Origin of the sequence: Pseudoalteromonas sp. UCD-33C (genome assembly GCF_001306895.1) — a bacterium.
In the GTDB taxonomy this organism is placed as follows: Bacteria; Pseudomonadota; Gammaproteobacteria; order Enterobacterales; family Alteromonadaceae; genus Pseudoalteromonas.
The window spans coordinates 622,356-644,097 of sequence record NZ_LJTB01000002.1 but is presented as its reverse complement, the minus strand read 5'-3'; the positions used below and the strand labels follow the sequence as shown (position 1 = coordinate 644,097).

The following is a 21,742-nucleotide window of genomic DNA, read 5'->3' as shown; positions in this document are numbered from 1 at the left end:
GGAGACGACATGAATACCCAATTAGCCGCCAACACAAAATCAGATTACGTTGTTGCAAAATTTGGTGGCACCAGTGTAGCTAACTTTGATGCTATGAGCCGCTGCGCAGAAATCATTTGTGCTGATAATCAAGTACGTATTGTTGCTGTGAGTGCCAGTGCAGGCGTGACAAACCATTTAGTTGCATTGTGTAAAGCTGATTTGAGCGCGGCTGAGCGTGTTGAGCATATTACTGGCGTTGTCGCCATTCAAGAAGCAATTTTGGCAGAGCTGTCACTGGATGCTGATTTAGCACATGGCTTTAATGAAACGCTTAAGGCTTTTCAAAAGCTAGCATCAGACGGGGCTAAGTCAGTAGCAGATCAAGATGAACTACTGAGCTTTGGCGAGCGTTTGTCATCGTATTTATTTACTCAAGTATTACGCGGTCAAGGTCTTGATGCGGTGCGTTTTGATGTACGTAAAGTGCTAAAAACAGATAGCCAATTTGCTAAAGCTACCCCAAATGTTGCAGCAACCGCTGCGGCTGCAAAAGAGCATTTAGTGCCGCTACTTGATGACCATGTTGTGGTAACTCAAGGTTTTATTGGTAGCAATGAGCACAATCAAACGACCACTTTAGGCCGTGGTGGTTCAGATTACAGTGCTGCATTACTCGCTGAAGCAATTAACGCAAAAAGCGTGCATATTTGGACCGATGTTGTGGGTATTTTCAGTACTGATCCGCGTTTATGCGCTAAAGCAAGCCCAATTGCACGCTTAAGCTTTGATGAAGCGGCAGAAATGGCAACGTTTGGTGCAAAAGTACTGCACCCGGCAACCATTTTACCTGCAAGCCGTAGCCATATTAGTGTGTTTGTTGGTTCAAGCCGTGAACCGCAGTTAGGTGGTACATGGATTGAAAAAGAAAAATCTCAGCAACCAGGTATTCGTGCCGTAACACAGCGTAAAAACCAAATTCTGTTAACGGTTAAAAGCCCTGAAATGCTCCTAGCGAGTGGTTTCTTAGCCCGTGTTTTCACCATTTTAAGTGAGTTTAATATTTCGGTTGATTTGGTTACTACCTCCGAGATCAGTGTTGCAATCACTTTAGATAACGCACCAAATGCATCACGCCCAGAGCTTGATCAAGCTTGTTTAGATAAGCTTTCTGAGTTTTGTCATGTGTCGGTTGAGAATAACTTAACGCTGGTGGCTTTAATTGGTTCTGAAATTCAATTACGTCAGCAAGAAATGAACTTAATGCAGGTATTGAGTGATTTTAATATTCGTTTAATTTGCCACGGTGCAAGTAAACATAACCTGTGCTTCTTAGTTGAGCAAAGTGAGTCAGATGAAGTCGTGCAGGCTATTCACAGCCGACTATTAGAAAGCCAAGTCGCGGCGTAAGTCGTTAAAATTAATAAAAGAGCACTGCCAGTCAGTGCTTTTTTGTGCCACAACACTTATATCAAAGCCTTCAACAGAGTTACTACTCGCGCTGAAATTATGTTTGCTCAATTCTTCAAATACATTAGGAGCAAGTAGTTTCGCAATTGGCTGAGCACTTGCTTTGGCAAGCGACTCTTTTAATGTCCAAATTCTAAAAAAGCACTGTGCCTGTTCATCGGGAGCGTCAAAACGGCTAATTAAGTCAACTTCATCTTGATGATAAAAATGCTTTGCGAGTTTGATAAAAGGGCGAGGCTTACTGCTTTGTTCAATATCAAAACCAAATCGCTGCTGTTCGGGGTTAAGGGCTGCGCCAATTAAACCATTTGAATGTGATAAACAGGCCCACACAGGTTCTCTGCGTTTTGTATGTAATTTGAGCTTACTGTCTTTGTCATTAAACTGGCTTGATATTTCATTGAGAGCTAAATCATCACTAGGGTAAGCATGTTGATACAAATACTTTAACGTTAGGCGAGTGGCTAAGTACTCTTGCTTGGCGCTAGGCACTTTGCGTTTTTCAAGCACGCTTAATTCAAACTCACTGAGTAATTTATCAAGGGGTAAACTTGCAACATCAATATGTGTTGCATCCATCAGCATAATTTTTTTGACCGTTATTTGGCTTTGCTGCTCGATGATAAGAGTATTCGAAAAGTAGTCACTGCTCATGGTTTAACGCTTACACGAAGGCTCGTATTTAGTTTTGTTTATTTTTACAGCAGATGCACATTTATAGGCATGAACAAACGCAAATAGTTTACGCAGTTGACTGTAATTATGGTTTAATGATGAAAAATAATAACAGATTTGTAGATGTATGGCACAAGTTCGTGACGGCTTTCAAAGTCGATTAGGTTTCGTTTTAGCAGCTTCTGGTGCGGCGGTAGGTTTAGGTAATATTTGGGGCTTTCCAACACAAGCGGCAAACCATGGCGGCGGTGCATTTTTACTTGTTTACTTCATTGTTATCTTCTTATTGGCGCTTCCGGCTCTTTATACTGAGCTGTATTTAGGCCACCAAGCGCAAGCGAATCCAGTAAAAGCATTATCTAACGCATGGCAAGACACAGCGCCTAAAGTGGGAGCCGCAGCTGGTTATATTGGCCTCTTTGGTGCGGTTGTAATGCTGAGCTTTTATTCGATAGTTGCCGGGTGGATGCTCGCTTATGCGCTCGAGCCAGTCGCAAGCTTCTTTGGTTTTACTGAGTTAAGTAACTTTTTACATAGTGACTCGATGGCACGTAATTTTGTGTTTACGCCACTGATGCTTATTCTTACCGCGAGTATTATTTTAAAAGGCGTTAAATCAGGTATCGAAACTTGGTCACGCCGCTTAATGCCATTATTGCTAGTGTTATTAGTGGCGTTAATTGCTTATATCGCCACCTTAGATGGTGCCATGGATGGCTTTGCAGCCTATTTAGTGCCAGATTTTAGTCAAATTCTTGATGCAAACTTAATTATTGCGGCAATGGGACAAGCGTTCTTTTCGCTGTCGTTAGGTGTTGGCTGTATGATGGTTTACGGCTCTTATTTAAAGCCAGATGCCAACCTGCCTAAACTAACCGGCACTGTGGCACTGCTTGATACCGGTGTAGCCTTTTTAGCGGGTTTATTGATTATTCCGGCTATTTTTGTTGCTCAACATAACGGTGTAGAGGTATTTAGCGGCGGTAAATTGGTCGGTGAAGGGCAGTTAATTTTTGCGATTTTACCTGAACTGTTTAGCACGATGGGCCAAATGGGTTTACTCGTTGGCTTATTATTTTTTGTATTAATGTCGATTGCCTCAGTGACATCAACCATCTCATCGACCGAAATTCCAGTAGCATTTTTAGTTGAGAATCACAGTGTAGAGCGCAAAAAAGCAACCTTATTTGTAACGTTAATCGTGTTTATTGCCTCATCACTGATTATCTTAAACTTTGACTGGTTATTTGGTTTAGTCATTATGGTGCTTACACAGTACCAATTACCTTTAATGGGACTGTTCTATTTCATTACTGTTGGCTGGTTATGGCAGCGTGGTAATAAATTGCATCAAGTATCGAGCGGTCCTCATTATTGGTTTGCCCAGTACATTCGCTTTGTCTGCCCGTTATTAATGACGGCGGTTTTTGTGAACGTGGCGTTGTTGAAATAGAGATTTGAGTTGCTAGTTGCTAGTTGCTAGTTGCTAGTTGCTAGTTTTAAGTGAAAAGACAAAAAGTAAAAGGCGTGGGGGTTAAACCTCACGCCTTTTTAATTTAAGGGGCGCTTGCTTTAAATAACTTCGTTAGTTAATGGTAAGCCTTGGCTTATCTCATTAGCACTTTGTAATGTGGTGCAGGCTATTTCGCTAAGTGCTTCTTGGGTGAAGAAGCCTTGGTGGCCTGTCACTAACACATTTGGAAAGCTAATAAGACGTGAAAAAATATCGTCTTGCATGATTTCTTCACGGTGATCTTTAAAGAATAACTCTGACTCTTGCTCATACACATCAAGCCCTAGGTGTCCGAGCTTTTTAGACTTGAGCGCTTGAATACATGCTTGGCTATCAAGAAGTGCACCACGAGAGGTGTTAATCAGCATGACACCATCTTTCATTTTCTCAAATGCGCTAGCATCAATTAAATGATGAGTATGCTCGTTGAGCGGGCAGTGCAATGAGATGACATCACTTTGTGTAAGCAATGTGTCTAAATCGCATAGGGTGTAAGGGCCTTCACCAGCCATTGGGTCGCACACGAGTACCTTAGCCCCGAAGCCATTTAAGATATTAACTAGCGCTAAACCGATTTTGCCACAGCCGATAATCCCAATAGTTTTTTTAAACAGATTAAAACCAAGTAAACCGTTTAAATCAAAGTTGCCTTCACGTACTCGGTTAAAGGCTTTATGGGTTTTTCGGTTGAGCGTTAGCATGAGTGCAATACAATGCTCTGCTACTGCTTCTGGGCTATATGCAGGGACGCGGCAAACCTTGATGTTATGCTCTTTGGCAGCATCAAGGTCTACATTATTGAAGCCTGCACAGCGTAATAAGATTGCTTTAATGCCAACAGCCGCCATATCTGCAATGACGTGTTTGTCGACCGTATCGTTTACAAACACGCACACTGCATCGAAACCTTGGCAGAGGGGCGTGGTATTGCTGTTTAAGGATTGCTCAAAATAACTGAGCGAAACAGACTCAGCGTATTCAGTTAGATTCCTTTCAAAAAACGGTTGCTCATACTTTTGCGCACTGAATAAGGCCAGTTTCATCATTTAAATTACTCTCTATCACCATTTTGAGGGTTTCGGGTTTGGTGCGCGGGGCATATCGCGCAACGAGTTGACCCTCTGAGTTTATAAGAAATTTGGTGAAATTCCATTTAATTGCGCGGTTTTGTGCAATTCCACGGGTATGACACTTTAAATAATTAAATAACGGGTGGGCGTCTGGGCCGTTGACTAAGACCTTGTTAAAAATAGGAAAACTGACATCAAAGTGCTGCTGATAAAAGGCTTTAAGCTCATTGCCATCAAGTGGCTCATTGTGGCCAAATTGATTGCAGGCAAAACCCAGTACGGTAAAACCTTGCTGTTTATATTCTTGATACAACTTTTCAAGGCTTGCCATTTGAACTGAAAAATTACATTTGCTGGCAATATTGACGATAAGCGCTGTTTTTCCTTGTAACGATTCAAGGCTAAAGTTTTCACCAGATGCAAGCTGGGCATTGAAACGATATATACTATCCATGTTTTACCTGTGTGTTTTTAAACGGTTTAAATGAACTTTTTTTCATTCGCTTTTTAGTTATTCGGTTGAGATAATGAAATTGTTACTAATTTATCACTCAAATAGGTCAGTTTTATGTCAATGAAAGTCGCCTTCATCGGATTAGGTGTAATGGGTTATCCAATGGCGGGTCACCTTGCCAACGCAGGTCACAGTGTGACAGTTTACAACCGCACAACGGCTAAAGCGCAAAAGTGGGTATCAGAGTATCAAGGTGAATACTCTGAAACGCCAAGTGAAGCCGCAAAAGGGGCTGATATCGTTTTCATGTGCGTAGGCAATGATGATGATTTACGTTCAGTTGTTTATGGTGAAAATGGTGTGCTGGCAAGCATGCATGAGGGCAGCTATTTAGTTGACCACACTACAACATCAGCTGAAGTGGCACGTGAAGTTGGCGCTCAAGCAAAATTACAAGGCATCGGATTTTTAGATGCGCCGGTTTCTGGCGGCCAAGCGGGTGCAGAAAATGGTGTATTAACTGTGATGGTTGGTGGCGACGAAGCTGATTTTAATGTTGTTCAACCTGTCATGGCTGCTTTTAGCCGTTTTAGCCAATTATTAGGTGAAGTAGGTTCTGGTCAACTTTGTAAAATGGTAAATCAAATTTGTATTGCTGGTGTGGTGCAAGGCTTGGCTGAGGGTTTACACTTTGCAAAACAAGCTGGCCTTGATGGTGAAAAAGTAATTGAAACCATCTCTAAAGGCGCTGCAGGCTCATGGCAAATGGAAAACCGCTACAAAACAATGTGGGCTGGCGAATACGAGTTTGGTTTCGCTGTAGATTGGATGCGCAAAGATTTAGGCATCGCTTTGGATGAGGCAAAGGCAAACGGCGCAACTTTGCCGATGACGGCAACAGTTGATCAATATTACGCCGATGTACAAGCTTTAGGCGGCGGCCGTTTCGACACCTCTAGCTTATTAGCGCGTATCGAAGCGTTACATAAAAAGTAATATTCATAAAAAACGCGACAATAATTGTCGCGTTTTTTTACATGCTTTGTGCGTAATTGTACAAGGCTTTTAAAATATGCAGATTTTTCTCGTTATCATCATTTTCATGAGCCAGATTTTCCAGGGTGATCATGAAATCTTGGCCACTTATCGACGGGCTATCTTCGCCATGCATTAGCTTGTTTTGGCAATACTGGCGCCAAGTGGCTAATTCATCTTGGCTAAGGGTGTGTGGCCAGTTTCGCGCGCGGTATCTAAATAACAAGGTAGCAAACTTTTTATCATCGAAATCAAGCTGCATTGAGGCTAATTGCTCAGGGCTTGCATCACGTATCATAGCAAATTTTGCTTTATCAGCATGGCTGGTAAAACCATCATAAAGTTGATAATCAGGGTTAGTGGTTTCGCCATAATCACGTTGTTCGTTAAACACTTCGGTGACTTTGTCGCGAAGTTCTGTGTTGGATTTTAAAATAGCGAGATTTTGTAGGCATTTTTCGCGGTCAATACCTAAACGTGCTGCGTTCTCTGGTAACAAGGTTTTTGCTGGTGCAAGAATAGGGCACTTGTTTAAATGCACGAGTTTTAAGCCTACCGGTGCTTCGTCTTCGCCAAGGTCGCTGTGTTTTGTGTAAAGACGCGTTCGTAGCTCTTCAACTGATAAATCTAATAAGACTTGCGGATCTTCAGTCAAATTAAAGCAAATAATGGCGTTTTTATTGACTGGGTGAAAGCTCATTGGTGCAATCCAGCTGGTGCAGCCTTGGCTTGCTGGAATTCGTGATGAAGTGTGCACCAGTGGTGTCATGTTAAATACATCAACTAAATCAGCCAGTGCTTTTTTAGAGCGTAAGCTAAAGAAGAACTGATACAACTTAGGTTGTTTTTCTTTTATTAATTTTGCCAACGCTATGGTTGCCGTTACATCACTTAATGCATCGTGAGCAGCAGCGTGCTCAATGCCATTGGCAACGGTTAAATGCTCGAGCTTAAAGCTCGGTGACCCGTCTTCTTTAAGCGGCCATTCAATGCCTTCTGGGCGTAGTGCATAACAGGCACGCACTAAATCAATAATATCCCAGCGGCTATTATTGTTTTTGTATTCACGCTCGTATGGGTCATAAAAGTTACGATATAAGCTGTAACGTGTGACTTCATCATCAAAACGGATACTGTTATAGCCCGCAACACAGGTATTAGGTTGGCTAAATTCAGCATGGATCTTTGCCATAAACTCAGCTTCGACTAAGCCTTTTTGCATCGCAACTTGTGGGGTAATACCCGTTATTAAACACGCTTCAGGGTGGGGCAAATAATCGGCAGCTGGCTTGCAATACTCAATTAACGGCTCACCAATAATATTCAAATCGAGATCGGTACGAATACCTGCAAATTGACTCGGGCGGTCCTTTTGAGGGCTTGCGCCAAATGTTTCGTAGTCGTGCCAATAAATTGTTGGTTGCTGTTGTTCTGGATATGCCATGCATTAAACCTTGCTAAGCGTAGGACCGCTTTGACTTATTTTTTGAATTAACAGAATTATGGCATAGAGCCTAGCTAGTTTATAGAGCTAAACGGTTTGATGCTATTCAGCGTACGTTTTGCATACGTGAATAGTATAAAAAATGGCCTAACGGTTTAATTTTATGCTTATATAGAGTCTAGTCGTTAGTTTTTACCCAAATTTGTATTTTAGTGGCTCGGTATTTGCTAACGAAAACTATCTTTAACAATGAAGGAACAAAAAAATGACTTTATCAGCTTTATTACTATCTACTTTAGCATTCGACGCAGCACCAGTTTCAACTAACTCAGTTGAGCAAATTAAAAATTCAGGTGGAATCATAATTCTTAACCCTAAGAAAAAAGAAGAAAATCTAAACAACTCGGGCGGAATCATCATTCTAAATCCTAAAAAGAAAGAAAACTAATACATAAAACCAGCTAAGAGCTGGTTTTTTTTTATCTAACATTCTAACATGAAAGAAAAAAGAGTTTGCGCCTGTGGAGTTTCTGCAAGAGCTTTATAATAAGTGGCTCGTTATTAAGCCATATACTGATACATTTTCCTTTCAAGCTGTAATCGCAACTAGTTACTTGATAGCTTTAATTAATTCATTGCGAAAAGCTTTAAAAGAAAAAGAATTTTTTAGCAACTTCATCACTATTGCCAATGTTTGCGCTAACTATTTATTTACAGCTTTGATGATGGAATATGCTTTGGAGTATGTGAAGAATCATAATTCAGCAGCAAGTGCACAAAATGTATATTTAGGATTTGTAATTGCAAATTCAGTCATGCTTATTATGATGTATAAACTTCATACAATGTTTAGTTATAAATTTAATGATTTATTTTTCAAAGTTTCAAAACTTTTCATTATTCTAACTCTGTCTCACTTAATTATTTGGGTGAAATTTGTTGTTCTGGATTTGCAGCAAGAATTTGCGCAGATACATTACGTTTACAGCTTTATTGTGTTGTATATCAGCCTTGTACTATCATTTATAATGCTTTTTCCTGATGTATTACGGACCAAGTTTGGGTGTATAGTAACATTTAGTTTACCGAGGGATCGTAATGCTTGAACTAATTTACATAGCCATTGCCGTTTTAGCCATCTTGCTGATTGCAAGTACATGGTTGATTGCGCGCAAAAATATCTTTGAAGATCAAATAAGGTCTAAGTCTGTTGAGGTGGTTTGGTGCACGTTACAAGCCGAGCATGAAACAGATATCAGCAAAGCAATTAAACTATTCAATAAAGCTGAACAACTAAAGAGCGAAATTGCGACCTTAATGGGCACTTCACCGCACGCTGCACATTTTAAATTAGCAGAACCGACTGGGCTTGCTAGCGATAAAATAAAGGAGTTATCGCTTGGAGAGCTGCAGCGATACTACGATAAGCAAAACAACATATCTGACATTTATGAGAAAATGTACAAAGGTAAGAATTAGTAAAAAAGCCAGGTTATTTAACCTGGCTTTGTATTTTGAGCTCTTTTGCTATTTGTTTTAGCTGAATATCTGCAAGTTGACTAAGTGCTTCTTGCGTTTGATTTTCACCCTTAATTAACCCCGCCATTGATAGCTTTTTTATACTCTTGATAATACCGTTACTCACTGCTTCTAATACCGGCCCATCGAGTGTAGCTGTGGTTTGGTTATTACCATTAAGTAGTGAATCAAAGCTAACCTCAGAAGCTTTAGTCACTTTATCAATTAACTCATAAGGAACAGTTGCAAGCTCAATGCTTTGCTCACAAAAGCCACGTTGTAATGATAAATGTTGCTCTAATTCTAAATTATTTTGCACCTGGCAAAGCGTACATAAGCGCATAAAAATATCACTTACATGCTGTTGCTCAGTGCTAAGCGTTTGATTGAACATAGCATGTCCTTGCACTGCTTTTTTATTTATATTAAACGACTTTTTAAAAAATCTCATGCATAAAGTGATAGTTAGCGAATCTTTTAATTCATATACAATGCTATTTGATGATACAAGCCAATTCCTAGTAATACATTGAAAGGAAAGGTAATACCTAAAGAACATAACATGGCTAAGCCTATATCAGCATCAGGAATCGCTGCTTTAATAGCCGCTGGAGCAGCAATATAAGAGGCACTAGCAACTAGGCTTGCTAATATTACTACCGAGCCCAGTTCGAGTTGAAGGGCAGTACCAACACAGACGCCGATAGCACCCAATAGGTTAGGTGTTATAAGTGCAAATAATGCTAAACGCCAATGATGCCATGGAATAGGGCGCAGTGTTTGTGCAGCCATTAAACCCATTTCGAGCAAGAATAACGCTAATACAACTTTAAAGCTGTTTGTTAAAAGGCTAGTTACTTGGCTGCCTTGTTGTGTGCCGTACATCATGCCAATAATTACACCACCTACAAGCAGAATCACGCTTTTGTTAGTCAGTGTTTCATGCCATAGCGCTTTGAGTGATAGGTTTTGCCCAGACCCATTTCCCAGACGGCGGAATAGTAACAAACCAACGATGATGGCAGGTAACTCAAGCATTACTAAGTAAAGCGTGACTTCAGCACCCACATTAAGTGAGTTCGATTCGGCATATGCTAAAGCAACGGCGAATGTACCTGCACTTACTGAACCATAGTGGGCGGCAATACTTGCGCTATTAGCAACAGAGAGGTTTAGCAGTTTGTTTAAAACTGGGTAAAGCATTAAAGGTATTAAGCCGCCAAGCAGTAACACAGCGCCCATTTCGGGTAAGAGTTGCCAATGTAAATTGCCATGTAGCACCATGCCGCCTTTTAAGCCAATGGTGAGCATCAACAATAGGCTAAGAGTTTCATAGGTTGCTTGCGGAATTTTTAGGTCAGAGCGAAGTAATCCGGCTGTGAGTCCTAAAACAAAAAACATTACAACAATATCAGGCACTTTGTTCTCCTCTTGGTTAAAAGCGCCGCTATTCTAGATAAAAATTCACATAGTAAATAATTAAATAAGTGATAGTATCTTATAGATAATAATCTATGGGTTGGGTTTTATGGACTTAAGACATATTTCTTTTCGCTTACTAGAAGTGTTTATGTGTGTGGTAAAAACGCGCTCTATCAGTGAAACAGCAAGGCAGTTACACTTAACGCAACCAACGGTTTCGCAACAAATTAAACGCTTACAAGAAACAGTTAATGAGCCATTAGTGATGGTTAACCAGCAGCGTATACATGTTACAGAAGCAGGTTTTGCGTTGTTTCAAACATGTCAGCAGGTGTTTGGTCATTTTGATGACTATCAAGATTACTTAGCTGAGCTTAGAGGCGGTGAGCGCGGGCGCTGTAAAATAGCCATGGTTAACACCGCACAATATATTTTGCCTAAGTTACTTGGTCCGTATAGTAATTTACATCCGCATGTTGAATTGCCACTAGAAATTGGTAATCGTGCTGAGGTGCTTGCCCGGTTTGAAAGAGGCGAAGACGATATTTATGTATTTAGTCATCCCCCTTCGTTAGAACACGCAAAAGCGGGGCGGTTTTTACAAAATCCTCTTGTATTTATTGCGGCAAATAACCATAAGCTTGCGAGTAAAAGTCATGTAACTTTACATGACTTAGTGAGTGAACGTTTTTTACTTCGCGAGCCAGGTTCAGCTACGCGAATGCTGTTTGAGAGTGAACTGCAAAGCAGAGGTTTTGTCCTTAGCAACACAGTTCAAATGGCGAGTAACGAGGCTATTCGTGTTGCTGTTGGCTCAGGAATGGGGCTGGGGGTGGTTTCGCGCCATGTACTGCCACCTCACGATACGAGTTTTTGCATGCTAAATGTTGAAGATGTGAATTTGGCCAGCCATTGGTATTTTGTAGTGCGCACCGATCGCCATTTATCACATGCGGCGCGCAACTTTTTAAAATTTGCCCAACTGAACTTAGAGCAATGCTTAGATAAACAGTGGGTGACCAATGAGCTAAGCCAGCTAAATGAGAGCTTAAATTAAACTAACAAGTTGTTGCGTTAAAATGCCATGGTCACAACCTGATTACGGCCATTTAATTTTGCTTTGTATAAGCCTTTGTCGGCTTCTGCCAGTAACTCGTTAACATTATTTGTGCCCGATTTATGGGTGATGATGCCGATACTGATAGACAGGTTTATTTCATTGTCATTGTGCACAAAGCTATCATTATGAATGGCTAAACGAATTCGCTCAGATAAGATTTCTCCTTGAGCTTGGCTAGTATTGGGTAGTATTACTGCAAACTCTTCACCGCCAATCCTAGCTACTAGATCGTGCTCACGTAGCTGGCTTTTAATCTTTTTAGCAACCCACTTAAGTGCTTCATCACCCGTTTCGTGGCCATGTTGATCATTAACTCTCTTGAAGAAATCGATATCTATCATCAAAGCGCAAAGTTTTGTTAGGTTGTTGTTTGCTTGTTCTAAATAATTGTTACTAACGCTAATAAACGCACGACGATTCAATAAACCGGTTAGCGAATCACGATTAGCAAGGTCGCTCAGTACCTGCTCATGCTCTAAGAACATCATTAATGGCCAGATCATGGCGGTTAGTGTGGTAATAACAATATGGCTTATGAGAATAACAGCTAATATTTGTTTCAAGTCTGTTTGCAACAAACCTAGGTAATCACTAAGTAGTAGTGAAAACTGGGTTACCATAATCAAAGCGTGAATGACGAAACACAACTTGAGTAATACTAAATGCATGATGCGTTTAACATGCAACTTCCTTAGCGCGAAAGCTGCATAGCTAAAACATGCTGCAATTATGGCTGTTGTGAATAACTGGCTAAATGGTGAATCATAAACAAGGAGTAATATTACTGCAGCTGCAACTAACACATATGCACATTTATTTTGACATTTATTGTCTGATTGACTGTAAGCATGAATACCTAGTATGGCTGCTAAGGGAGCTGAAATTATCAGTAAATCAGCTAGATAATGTGTAATTAGAGGAAGGTCGATAAAAATACGCAGAGAAGCTGCTATTTGTGCGCCTACAAATATGAGACACGAGCTACCCCAATATAAATAACTTGATTGTTGTCTTAAAAAATACAAAGACAATAAGAACGACCCAATAATCACATTCAATAAAATTGATATGCTGATTATGGTGGGTAAATGCATCATGACTTTCCCTGAAGAATCACTCGACTAAAATCTATTTAATTATTATGTATTAGTTGGGTATTAGCAACCAGTACATTGTAACTATAATTTCAGGCTTTCTAATGCCGGCTGCAATGTTGGATAGTGGAAGCGGTAATTGTGACTAAGTAGTTTATTCGGAAGCACAAATTGACCATGAAGCAGAAGATCAGACATTTCTCCCATCATCAATTTTAAAACCCAGCTAGGCATACGTAGCATGGCAGGTCGCGAAATCACACTCGCGAGTGTTTGACTAAATTCATTATTATCAACAGGGTTTGGCGCAGTGGCATTGACAGGCCCGTGTATCTCTTGATGTGAAAGCACAAAAAGGATGAGTTGGATCATGTCGTCAATGTGGATCCACGACATTCCTTGTTGACCATGACCTACTGGTCCACCCAAGCCAAATTTAAAAGCAGGCAGCATTTTACCTAAAGCACCACCTTGCTTAGCTAATACGATACCTGTACGAAGTAGGCATACTCGAGTTTGGTCAGATTGTGCTTTCGTCGCTGCATGCTCCCAATCACGGCAAAGAACATGGCTAAACTCAGGGTAAATATCATTAAAGCTTTCATCAATTGGCTGGTTTTCTTGGCGGCCATAAAAGCCAATCGCACTGCCAGAAATAAAGGTATGAGGCGGCGATTCACAACGGCTAATTGCTTTAGATATCTGTAAAGTAAGAATGATCCGGCTATTCAGCAAAGTTCGTTTTTGCGACTCGCTCCAGCGCTTGTTGACGATTGGCTCTCCAGCTAGATTAATGACAGCGTCAACCTCTTCAAAGTTGACTTCATCGAGTGACTTAACAGTGTGTACTTGATGAGTCAGTATGACCGCGGCTTGAATAGGGTTGCGTGTTAGCACAGTAACCTTGTGGTGATTCAATAAAAAAGGGCACAAATGTCTACCAATAAGGCCCGTTCCACCTGTTAATAAAATATGCATAGTGCTGCCTTAATTAATATCTGTGTGTATTTTTTATACATAGTGATGGTGATTTTTGCAAATATATACGTATAAAGCAGTAATTTAGATTAGTCTTCTTGATTGTAGTTGTTGTAAATATGATAGCTATTTTTTAACTCATGTTTAGCGTGATACATTGCTTGGTCAGCTAATCTCAGCAATTCTTGGTGATCTAGGCTGTGATCTGGAGCAAGGGCTACCCCAATACTTAATGAAATATTTAATGTGAGCTGTTCAAATACAAATGGGTTATCAAAACGTGCCAATAGATGCGTGATCATGGCATTAATGTGTCTGTATTTAGCGATATTATGTGTAATTATGACGAATTCATCTCCCCCATAACGATACACATCATCATCGGCTCTAACTGATGACGTAATCCGTTTTGCGGTTTCAATAAGAACTTGGTCACCAATTAAATGGCCGTATTCATCATTGAGTTGTTTAAATTTATTTATATCTATAAATATAACAGCCAGTTTATTGTCTTCAGAGCAAGTAGTAATGGCTTGCTTCAATGCTGGCTTTAACTCTGTGCGATTTAAAACGCCTGTTAGATGATCATGACTAGCTTGAAAATTTAACTTACTCGTTCGCTCATAAACGATGTCACTCATGCGTGCAAAGCGTTTTAACACATAGCCAATTTCATCATGGCTACTAATCGTCAACGTTTTTGGTTTTTCGCCTTTTTCTAGTTGATCAGTGTTTTGAATTAATAACTTTAGAGGTTTAAAAAGCTTTGCATTGATATAAAAAGCGCAAAAAACTAACAAGATGAGCATTAATGGTATTTGCAAAGTTACGAAGTGAGTTATAAATAGTCTGTTTTTTTGGTAGTCAGCATTTTGCTGTTCTAACTTGGCAAGCTCAGTATTTTGAAACAGTAAAATATGCTCGCGGATCTGGTCCATATACTTTTTACCCTCATTCGTTAACACAATCGCTTTAGCTTCTTCGAGGGCATATGGCGTGCCTTGCATTACAAGTGTGACAGTTAATGCTAACTCTGCTAATTTTTTGTCGACCAGCTCATCAATTTCAGTAAGAGTGTCTTGTTGTTCGGGGTTATTTAGCGTTAGCTTATTGATAGTCAAAAAATGTTGTTTAACTTGTTCAAGTGCTGTGTAGTAGGGTTCTAAATAGTTGAGGTCTTGAGTTAATAAATAACCACGTTGCCCAGTTTCTGCGTTCGTTATTTGATTGTAGAGCTTTTCAGATTCATCGAGAGCATCATGAGTATGGATCACCGCCTCAAGCTTAGCCTGACCTTGCTTATCTAATACATAGATAATGAAGGTATTGGCTACCACCACTAAAAAAATAGAGGAAAGTAGAAGGATAAATTTAGCTCTCAGCGACATAGGGTGAGTAGGGGGACCAATTAAGTTGTTAGTTATAAAGTATTAACTGATATTGGGTGTTTTTCCAGTTTGGGTTTTAAAATATGAACTCGAAATTTTAGTTAAATAATTAATGTGGGCTTAACAAATTGGTGCAGATTGTGTTTATTTTTGGTATTTTAGTTCCGATAATAAGTAAATAAAGTATTTAAGGAACTATTATGCATAAGGGATTAATTGCAGGTGCTGCAGTTTTTAGTATGTTCAGCGCATACTCTCTTCAAGCTGCAACAGTAGAAAGGGTAAGTCTCTCTAACAAGCCACAACTTCAAAACCTGCTATTAACAAATCAGTCTCTTCAAAAAAATCAAACAAAAGGTTCTTATTTTGAAGAGGTTATTTTGCCTCACCATAACTCTAATGGTGTACTAAGAAAAAATTCATCAAACAAAATTCTACAGCAATATTATTCTGGGGTTCCTATCTGGGGGCAGCAAGTTCGTATTCAAGATAAGTCACAGCATATGAGTGGCTTTTTTGCGACCGATATCGATGATGCAAAATTACAATTAAGAGCAAACAGTCAATTTGATTTAGAAGCTGCAGTTTTAGCTGTGCTTAAAGCTTCTAAACTGTCACTAGATTCTTCTTATAAGCTCGTAAAATCAGAACGTTACATTTATGTTAAAAACGATCAAGCTCATTACGCATATTTAATTGAGCTTGAAATTTTGAATGCTGAACATGAGTCAAAGCCTTCAGCTATCATCAATGAAAAAACTTATGAAGTGTTTAAAGCGTGGAATAATATCAAGCACACACAGGCGATGGGGCCAGGTGGTAATGAGAAAGTTGGCCGTTATGAATATGGCGAAGATTATCCAGCATTTGCTGTTTCTCAAGTAGGAGAAACATGCTTTCTAGAAAATGATAAAGTAAAAACTGTTTCGATGGAGTCAGGCAGTGAACCCTCATCTGCGTTTTCATTTCCGTGTGATCGAAATACTCACAAAGAGGTTAATGGTGCCTATTCGCCTTTAAATGATGCACATGCATTTGGAACCTCGGTGTTTGATATGTATGAGCAATGGTATAACACGGCACCACTGACCTTTAAGTTATTGCTACGTGTTCACCAAGGTGATGGTTGGGAGAACGCAACATGGAACGGCTCTGCGATGAGTTTTGGTGATGGTGCCGATAGTTTTTACCCGCTAGTATCTTTAGATATTGTATCTCATGAAGTGAGTCATGGTGTTACAGAGCAAAATTCCAACTTATTTTATTACGACCAATCTGGAGGAATTAACGAGTCATTTTCAGACATGGCTGGTGAAACCGCTGAATACTTTGTCAGAGGTTCTACAGATTGGTTGACAGGTGCTGATATTACAAAAAATAGAGCAGCATTGCGTTATTTTGAAACCCCGTCTAATGATGGTATTTCAATAGACCATGCATCTGAGTTTTATTCTGGTATTGATGTTCATTACAGCAGTGGTGTGTTTAATAGAGCATTTTATTTACTAGCAAATAAGCCAGAGTGGGACCCACGTAAAGCTTTTCAAATTATGCTTTACGCAAACCAAAATTATTGGGTAAATTCAACTGACTTTATTGATGGAGCATGTGGCGCAATCAACAGTGCCATTGATTTAGGCTATAAAACAAATGATGTTGTCGATGCATTCAATACGGTAGGTGTTGTATGTAATAACATCCAATTCATTGATAATGATAACGATGGAATGGATGACAATTGGGAGTTGTTATATTCACTGGACTTATCAGACCCTACAGATGCAGCAGGTGATCTTGATGATGATGGATTGACCAACTTAGAAGAATACAGATTAAATTCATTGCCAAATAATTCTGATACTGATGGCGATAGCCTAACTGATTATCAAGAACATCATGAGTATCAAACAAGCTTAACTAATCCTGATTCTGATAACGACAAAATGACTGATGGTTGGGAAGTCAATTTCGCATTAGATCCTCTAGATAGTGCAGATGCAGAGAGTGACTTAGACAATGATAGCTTCACAAACCTCATTGAATTTTTACTAGGCTCAGACCCAAATGATGCAGATTCTACGCCTTCAATTCCTGAAACAATCGCTATTAATTTTAATGATAATCTTGTTCCTGAAAGCTTTGATTTTACAGACCCTTCAATGCCATGGGAAACATATCAAATAGATGAAAGCTACAACTTTTCTCTAACTAACAATGATATCGATGATAATCAAACAACGAGCTTTGAATACAGCTTTGTAACAGACCAGACTAAGTACCTCAGCTTCGTTTATAAATTATCTACAGAAGCTGATTTTGATCATTTATATGTGTATCTAAACGAGCAATTAGTTGTAATTGATTCAGGTATTACCGATTGGCGCTCTTTCGAGCAAGTCATTCCTACAGGCTTAAATACACTTAAATTCGCTTACATAAAAGATAGTTCTGTATCATCAGGCTTAGATTCAGTCTTCATTGATAACATTTTCATCAGTAATGAATTTGCTGATACTGACGGTGATTCGATACCAGATTCTTGGGAAGTTGCGCACGGCTTAGATCCTTCGAATCCAGATGATGCATCATTAGATAATGATAATGACGGTTTGAGTAATCTTAATGAGTTTTTAAATCAGGGCGATCCTAATAACCTTGATACAGATGGAGACCAAATTCCAGACGGCTGGGAATATGAGCATGGTCTAAATTTAACAGACTCTACTGATGCAATGCTTGATAGTGATAATGATGGATTTAGTAACTACACCGAGTTTCAGTTACAAACAGACCCACAAGATGCAGATTCATTTCCAGAGCAATTGAATCTAACTAGTTCATTTGAAGATTCTCAACTTCCTCAATGGTTTAATCATTCATCAGAGAACAATGCTGATTGGTACATTGATAATAGTTTTGCTACCGATGGTTCGCAAAGCATTCGCTCTGGTAAAATCTCAGATAGTCAAATGAGCTCATTCAGTACTACAGGTGTCTTCGTGGAGGCATACCTTATATTTGACTATAAAATAGAGTCTGAAGAATGTTGCGACTCTTTCGTTCTAAAAATTAATGGTTCAAATAGTGACAATAAGTCGATTGCTGGAACAAAAGAAGGGTCGGTAACTGTTAAAATCCCTGAAGGTGTTAACGTTATTGAGTTCTCATATACAAAAGATGGATCAATCTCTACTGAAGAGGATGCTGTTTGGTTAGATAATTTTAAATTTATTCCTAATACGAGCGATGTTGATACTGATAGTGATGGCCTGCCAGATTTTTGGGAAGTTGAAAATGGGCTTAATTTAACTGATGCTAATGATGCTTCTTCTGACTACGATAATGACGAACTAACTGCTCTGCAAGAGTATGCTCTTGGGACAGATCCTAGGCATTCGGATAGTGATGGGGATGAACTTCCTGACGGTTACGAAGTAAATGTACTTATGACCTCACCGATTAACGCAAATGCTACTGGTTCTGATCGAGATGAAGATGGTTTTACAGACGTACAAGAATATTATGCGCAAAGCTCGCCAACAGAATACGCTTCAACGCCTTCAGCAATAAATAACCTTTTCGAAAGCTTTGAAACTGGTGGGTTACCAAACCGCTTCACGGTGTTAGCAGCAAATAATGTTGACTGGATTTCAAGTGATAGTTGGTCTTCTAACGGAGTGAATAGCCTTTCTTTTAACCCTAACTTTAGTGGCGAAACTTATACACAAGTGAATGCAGGCTTTGCTATTGCTGGTTTGTTTGAGCAGGGCTTTATCACTGTTGACTACAACATTAATAAATATAGGCTTTTACAAGTTCAAGTTAATAATGAAGATATTGAAATTCAGTACGAAAAATCTCGACTATTAATTCCTATAGCTAGTGGCTTCAATACAATTAAATTTAATCTAGATGGTGCTGATTTTTACCGTTACGACTCATTTTTCATTGATAGAATTGTGTGGACTTCAGAGGTTGATACTAGTTTAGATACCGACAGTGACGGCATGGCTGATTTCTGGGAGTATCAATTTGGTCTGAATGTTCTTGACTCATTCGATGCAAGTCAAGATTTAGACAGAGATGGTTTGGCTAACTTAACTGAATTTGAAATAGGTTCTAACCCAACAGTTGAAGATACAGATTCAGATGGTGTGGTTGATAGTGAGGATAGTCATCCAGATGATCCTAATTTAGGAGAAAATTTACCGCCAGTATTCTCAGATTTGTCACCTGTGACAATAGAAGGGATTTATGAAAACACATACATTTCTAGAAGCCTTTATCCTGAGGTAACAGATAACAATAGAGTTGCTGTCGATGTATACCCTTCGTCTAGAACGCTTGTTTATGGCGAGAATCAAATAACTTGGGTAGCTGAAGACATTGCAGGGAATAGTGCAAGAGCTGTGCAAACATTCTTTGTCACTGATACGACCCCTCCTATCATTCAAGACTATGCTGTAGCTATGAATGGTGGATTTACAGAAGAGCAATTGTTCGAGGAGTTGTTAAGCCGATCAGTTGTTTATGATGCAGTATCAGGCATAAATGAAATAACTATTGAATCAGACATTGATATAGCATTTGAGTCTGGACGTTACTCTTTAGATATTACGGCAAGCGATAATGCTGGTAATACTACAGCTGGAACTATTAACCTGCATATAAATCCACGTATTGATATTCAACCCTATACCTATGTTTATCGGGATGCTCTGCCCGTTGTTGCGCTTAATGTGAGAGGTAAACCGTTATATGATAACTTTGGTTTGAATTTGATTGCTGGCAATTATATTCAATCTATTAGTGACTACAGCTATGAAGGGACTAAAAATGTAGTATTAGGAAATATGCTTGACTCGTTAGTTGATTCAATTGAGCTTGAAGTATATGACGGCGGTTACACAGAAGAGTTTAATAAATCTGAAATAATTCATTTAGATGAAGATGCACCGCGCAGTATCACGGCCACTTATAAACAAAATGGTAAGCGAATGGCGAGTTTGGTCAAAGGGTATGGTACTCATGTTGAAATACAAGCGTATGGCTTCTCAAATTATGAAGATTTAGAGCTTAAAATGACATTATTATCTGATGACCAAGTCATAAATGAAGTTTATGTGTATACGTATGACTCAATTATATGGAGAGGTGATTTTAATTTTGCAGATGACTGGCAAGGAGAGATTACCTTTAATTATGACATCTTAAAAGATGGTGAGTCAGTTATGACGAAAACTGAGACTGTGTCACTAATTGATAATGTTACCTTTGATAATGAAACTGCGGACACAGATGGTGACAATATTCCTGATAGTACAGAGTGGATAGGCGATAGCGATGGTGATGGGATTGTAGATTTCTTAGATAGTTCTTCTAACACTTCGAAAGGAGTTCTAGCTTCAGGAGCATATGTTTTTACGAACAATGATTATCATGTTATCAGCGCGGGTGATGTTATTCGCACTCAAAGTGATAATTTCATAGAAAACATGAATATCTCTGAAGAGATGTTGCTTGATGCCTTCACGGATATGGACGTTGAAGATCCTCATTTCCAATTGAAAAGTGATTTGATAAACATCAATGTAGAGCTTGCTCAGCGCACAGAATCAGTAGACCTTGCTTTACCAATACTTGAAAACTCTCTATTGAGTGATGAGTTACAAGCACGCGTACTAACTTTAAGTGGTTGGAAATCGGTAGAGATAATTGCAAGCAGCGACTTTAGTTCTGAGTGCAGTAATTGTTCAGCCTTTACGGTTGTGGATGGTAGTGAATTTGACTTAGACGGCGAGAAAAATGGTTTTGTTGAGGTTGTCGCTAAACTGGCACAAGAAAGTCTTAATAGCGCACCAACATTATCTCTTATTATTCCTGAGACAATAGACGAGCTGCATACCTTCGTTTTAGATGCGTCAGGAACATCAGATAGCGATGCAGATGAGTTAACGTATAACTGGTCTGTATCAATACCCGAAGTTACTATCGAAAACCAGAATGAAAGTATAGCAATCTTGAAAGTGTCTGAGCTTTTAGAGTCGAAGCAGGGAACAATTTCTTTAACCATTAACGATGGCTATGAGGAATTTGTTCATGAGCAATCTGTTTTATTCATGCATGTAAACCAATTGCCAACAATTGAACTTGCTAATAGTTATACAGTTAATGAGAATGTAGAAGGTGTGATTACTGTTTCTGCGACAGATAAAGAATCACAGCCGTTAACTTACAATTGGATCCAAACACAAGGTCTTCAAGCTGATATTCTTCAATCGAATTCTCAAACGTTAAAATTTAAATCTCCAACTGTTTCTGAGGATTCATTGCTTAAATTCAAAGTAGCAGTTTCTGACGGAGAGGGAACTGCAGAACAATCAATAGATGTAACTGTCAAAAATGTAACTACTAGTAGTAATGGTGATAAAGCTGAATCTAGTAGCGGTGGCGTTTTTGTCTTTCTAATTGCTCTGTTACCTTTCGTTTATAGAAGGCGAGTAAACAGACACTAAAATAGCTAATAAAAGCCCCTTTTTAAGGGGCTTTTTTAATATGTGAAAATCATTACTAATAATACAA

17 protein-coding genes are annotated in these 21,742 nt (G+C 39.2%); 8 read left to right on the top strand and 9 right to left on the bottom strand.

Annotation, left to right across the window (positions count from 1 at the left end; all coding sequences use genetic code 11):
- Positions 1–9 precede the first annotated feature (9 nt).
- Complete coding sequence (lysC, locus tag AOG26_RS06130) at positions 10–1,389, top strand: lysine-sensitive aspartokinase 3 (protein ID WP_054561685.1); 1,380 nt, start codon at positions 10–12, stop codon at positions 1,387–1,389.
- Here the strand turns inward: lysC and AOG26_RS06125 are convergent.
- The gene (locus tag AOG26_RS06125) at positions 1,366–2,103 is read right to left on the bottom strand and encodes a 4'-phosphopantetheinyl transferase family protein (RefSeq protein ID WP_054561684.1); all 738 of its coding nucleotides are present in this window, start codon (positions 2,101–2,103) and stop codon (positions 1,366–1,368) included. The genes lysC and AOG26_RS06125 overlap by 24 nt on opposite strands.
- Before the next feature lie 148 nt (positions 2,104–2,251).
- Here AOG26_RS06125 and AOG26_RS06120 point away from each other — a divergent pair, with 148 nt between their 5' ends.
- Positions 2,252–3,577: a sodium-dependent transporter gene (locus tag AOG26_RS06120; protein WP_054561683.1), complete on the top strand. Its 1,326-nt coding sequence runs from the start codon at positions 2,252–2,254 to the stop codon at positions 3,575–3,577.
- A 119-nt stretch (positions 3,578–3,696) separates the two neighbouring features.
- Here AOG26_RS06120 and AOG26_RS06115 read toward each other — a convergent pair whose 3' ends face one another.
- Both AOG26_RS06115 and AOG26_RS06110 read right to left on the bottom strand, forming a co-directional pair.
- Complete coding sequence (locus AOG26_RS06115; RefSeq protein ID WP_054561682.1) at positions 3,697–4,680, bottom strand: 2-hydroxyacid dehydrogenase; 984 nt, start codon at positions 4,678–4,680, stop codon at positions 3,697–3,699.
- Positions 4,646–5,161 (bottom strand): glutathione peroxidase, encoded by a 516-nt coding sequence (locus tag AOG26_RS06110; RefSeq protein ID WP_054551485.1) that lies wholly within the window; start codon positions 5,159–5,161, stop codon positions 4,646–4,648. The genes AOG26_RS06115 and AOG26_RS06110 overlap by 35 nt, the downstream gene beginning before the upstream one ends.
- A 114-nt stretch (positions 5,162–5,275) precedes the next feature.
- Between AOG26_RS06110 and AOG26_RS06105 the strand changes: the two genes are divergently transcribed.
- Entirely contained in the window at positions 5,276–6,157 is an 882-nt protein-coding gene (locus tag AOG26_RS06105) for an NAD(P)-dependent oxidoreductase (protein ID WP_054561681.1), read from the top strand.
- A 37-nt stretch (positions 6,158–6,194) separates the two neighbouring features.
- On the opposite strand, the gene sbcB is transcribed toward AOG26_RS06105, so the two are convergent.
- On the bottom strand, positions 6,195–7,640 hold the full coding sequence (gene sbcB, locus AOG26_RS06100; RefSeq protein WP_054561680.1) for an exodeoxyribonuclease I: 1,446 nt from the start codon (positions 7,638–7,640) through the stop codon (positions 6,195–6,197).
- Between the two features lie 265 nt (positions 7,641–7,905).
- Here sbcB and AOG26_RS06095 point away from each other — a divergent pair, with 265 nt between their 5' ends.
- The 3 genes from AOG26_RS06095 (at position 7,906) to AOG26_RS06085 (ending at position 9,119) form a co-directional block, all read left to right on the top strand.
- Positions 7,906–8,088, top strand: coding sequence for a hypothetical protein (locus AOG26_RS06095; protein ID WP_054561679.1), 183 nt, complete (start codon positions 7,906–7,908; stop codon positions 8,086–8,088).
- Positions 8,089–8,161: 73 nt separating this feature from the next.
- Positions 8,162–8,746: a hypothetical protein gene (locus AOG26_RS06090; protein ID WP_054561678.1), complete on the top strand. Its 585-nt coding sequence runs from the start codon at positions 8,162–8,164 to the stop codon at positions 8,744–8,746.
- Entirely contained in the window at positions 8,739–9,119 is a 381-nt protein-coding gene (locus AOG26_RS06085; RefSeq protein WP_054561677.1) for a hypothetical protein, read from the top strand. The genes AOG26_RS06090 and AOG26_RS06085 overlap by 8 nt, the downstream gene beginning before the upstream one ends.
- A gap of 13 nt (positions 9,120–9,132) precedes the next feature.
- Here the strand turns inward: AOG26_RS06085 and AOG26_RS06080 are convergent, their stop codons facing one another.
- Together AOG26_RS06080 and AOG26_RS06075 are read right to left on the bottom strand one after the other, a co-directional pair.
- On the bottom strand, positions 9,133–9,552 hold the full coding sequence (locus tag AOG26_RS06080; RefSeq protein ID WP_054561676.1) for a hypothetical protein: 420 nt from the start codon (positions 9,550–9,552) through the stop codon (positions 9,133–9,135).
- 83 nt (positions 9,553–9,635) lie between these two features.
- A complete protein-coding gene (locus tag AOG26_RS06075) occupies positions 9,636–10,577 on the bottom strand; it encodes a sodium-dependent bicarbonate transport family permease (protein ID WP_054561675.1) in 942 nt (313 codons plus the stop codon).
- Between the two features lie 109 nt (positions 10,578–10,686).
- On the opposite strand from AOG26_RS06075, the gene AOG26_RS06070 reads away from it, so the two are divergent.
- Positions 10,687–11,637 (top strand): LysR family transcriptional regulator, encoded by a 951-nt coding sequence (locus AOG26_RS06070; protein WP_054561674.1) that lies wholly within the window; start codon positions 10,687–10,689, stop codon positions 11,635–11,637.
- Positions 11,638–11,654: 17 nt separating this feature from the next.
- Here the strand turns inward: AOG26_RS06070 and AOG26_RS06065 are convergent, their stop codons facing one another.
- From AOG26_RS06065 to AOG26_RS06055, 3 genes are all read right to left on the bottom strand, one after another.
- Complete coding sequence (locus AOG26_RS06065) at positions 11,655–12,797, bottom strand: GGDEF domain-containing protein (RefSeq protein ID WP_054561673.1); 1,143 nt, start codon at positions 12,795–12,797, stop codon at positions 11,655–11,657.
- Between the two features lie 81 nt (positions 12,798–12,878).
- Positions 12,879–13,772 carry a TIGR01777 family oxidoreductase gene (locus AOG26_RS06060; RefSeq protein WP_054561672.1) on the bottom strand — a complete coding sequence of 298 codons (894 nt, stop codon included), beginning with the start codon at positions 13,770–13,772 and terminating at the stop codon, positions 12,879–12,881.
- Between the two features lie 89 nt (positions 13,773–13,861).
- Positions 13,862–15,160, bottom strand: coding sequence for a diguanylate cyclase domain-containing protein (locus AOG26_RS06055; RefSeq protein ID WP_054561671.1), 1,299 nt, complete (start codon positions 15,158–15,160; stop codon positions 13,862–13,864).
- A gap of 200 nt (positions 15,161–15,360) precedes the next feature.
- Here AOG26_RS06055 and AOG26_RS06050 point away from each other — a divergent pair, with 200 nt between their 5' ends.
- Entirely contained in the window at positions 15,361–21,675 is a 6,315-nt protein-coding gene (locus tag AOG26_RS06050) for a M4 family metallopeptidase (protein WP_054561670.1), read from the top strand.
- The last annotated feature ends 67 nt before the right edge of the window (positions 21,676–21,742 follow it).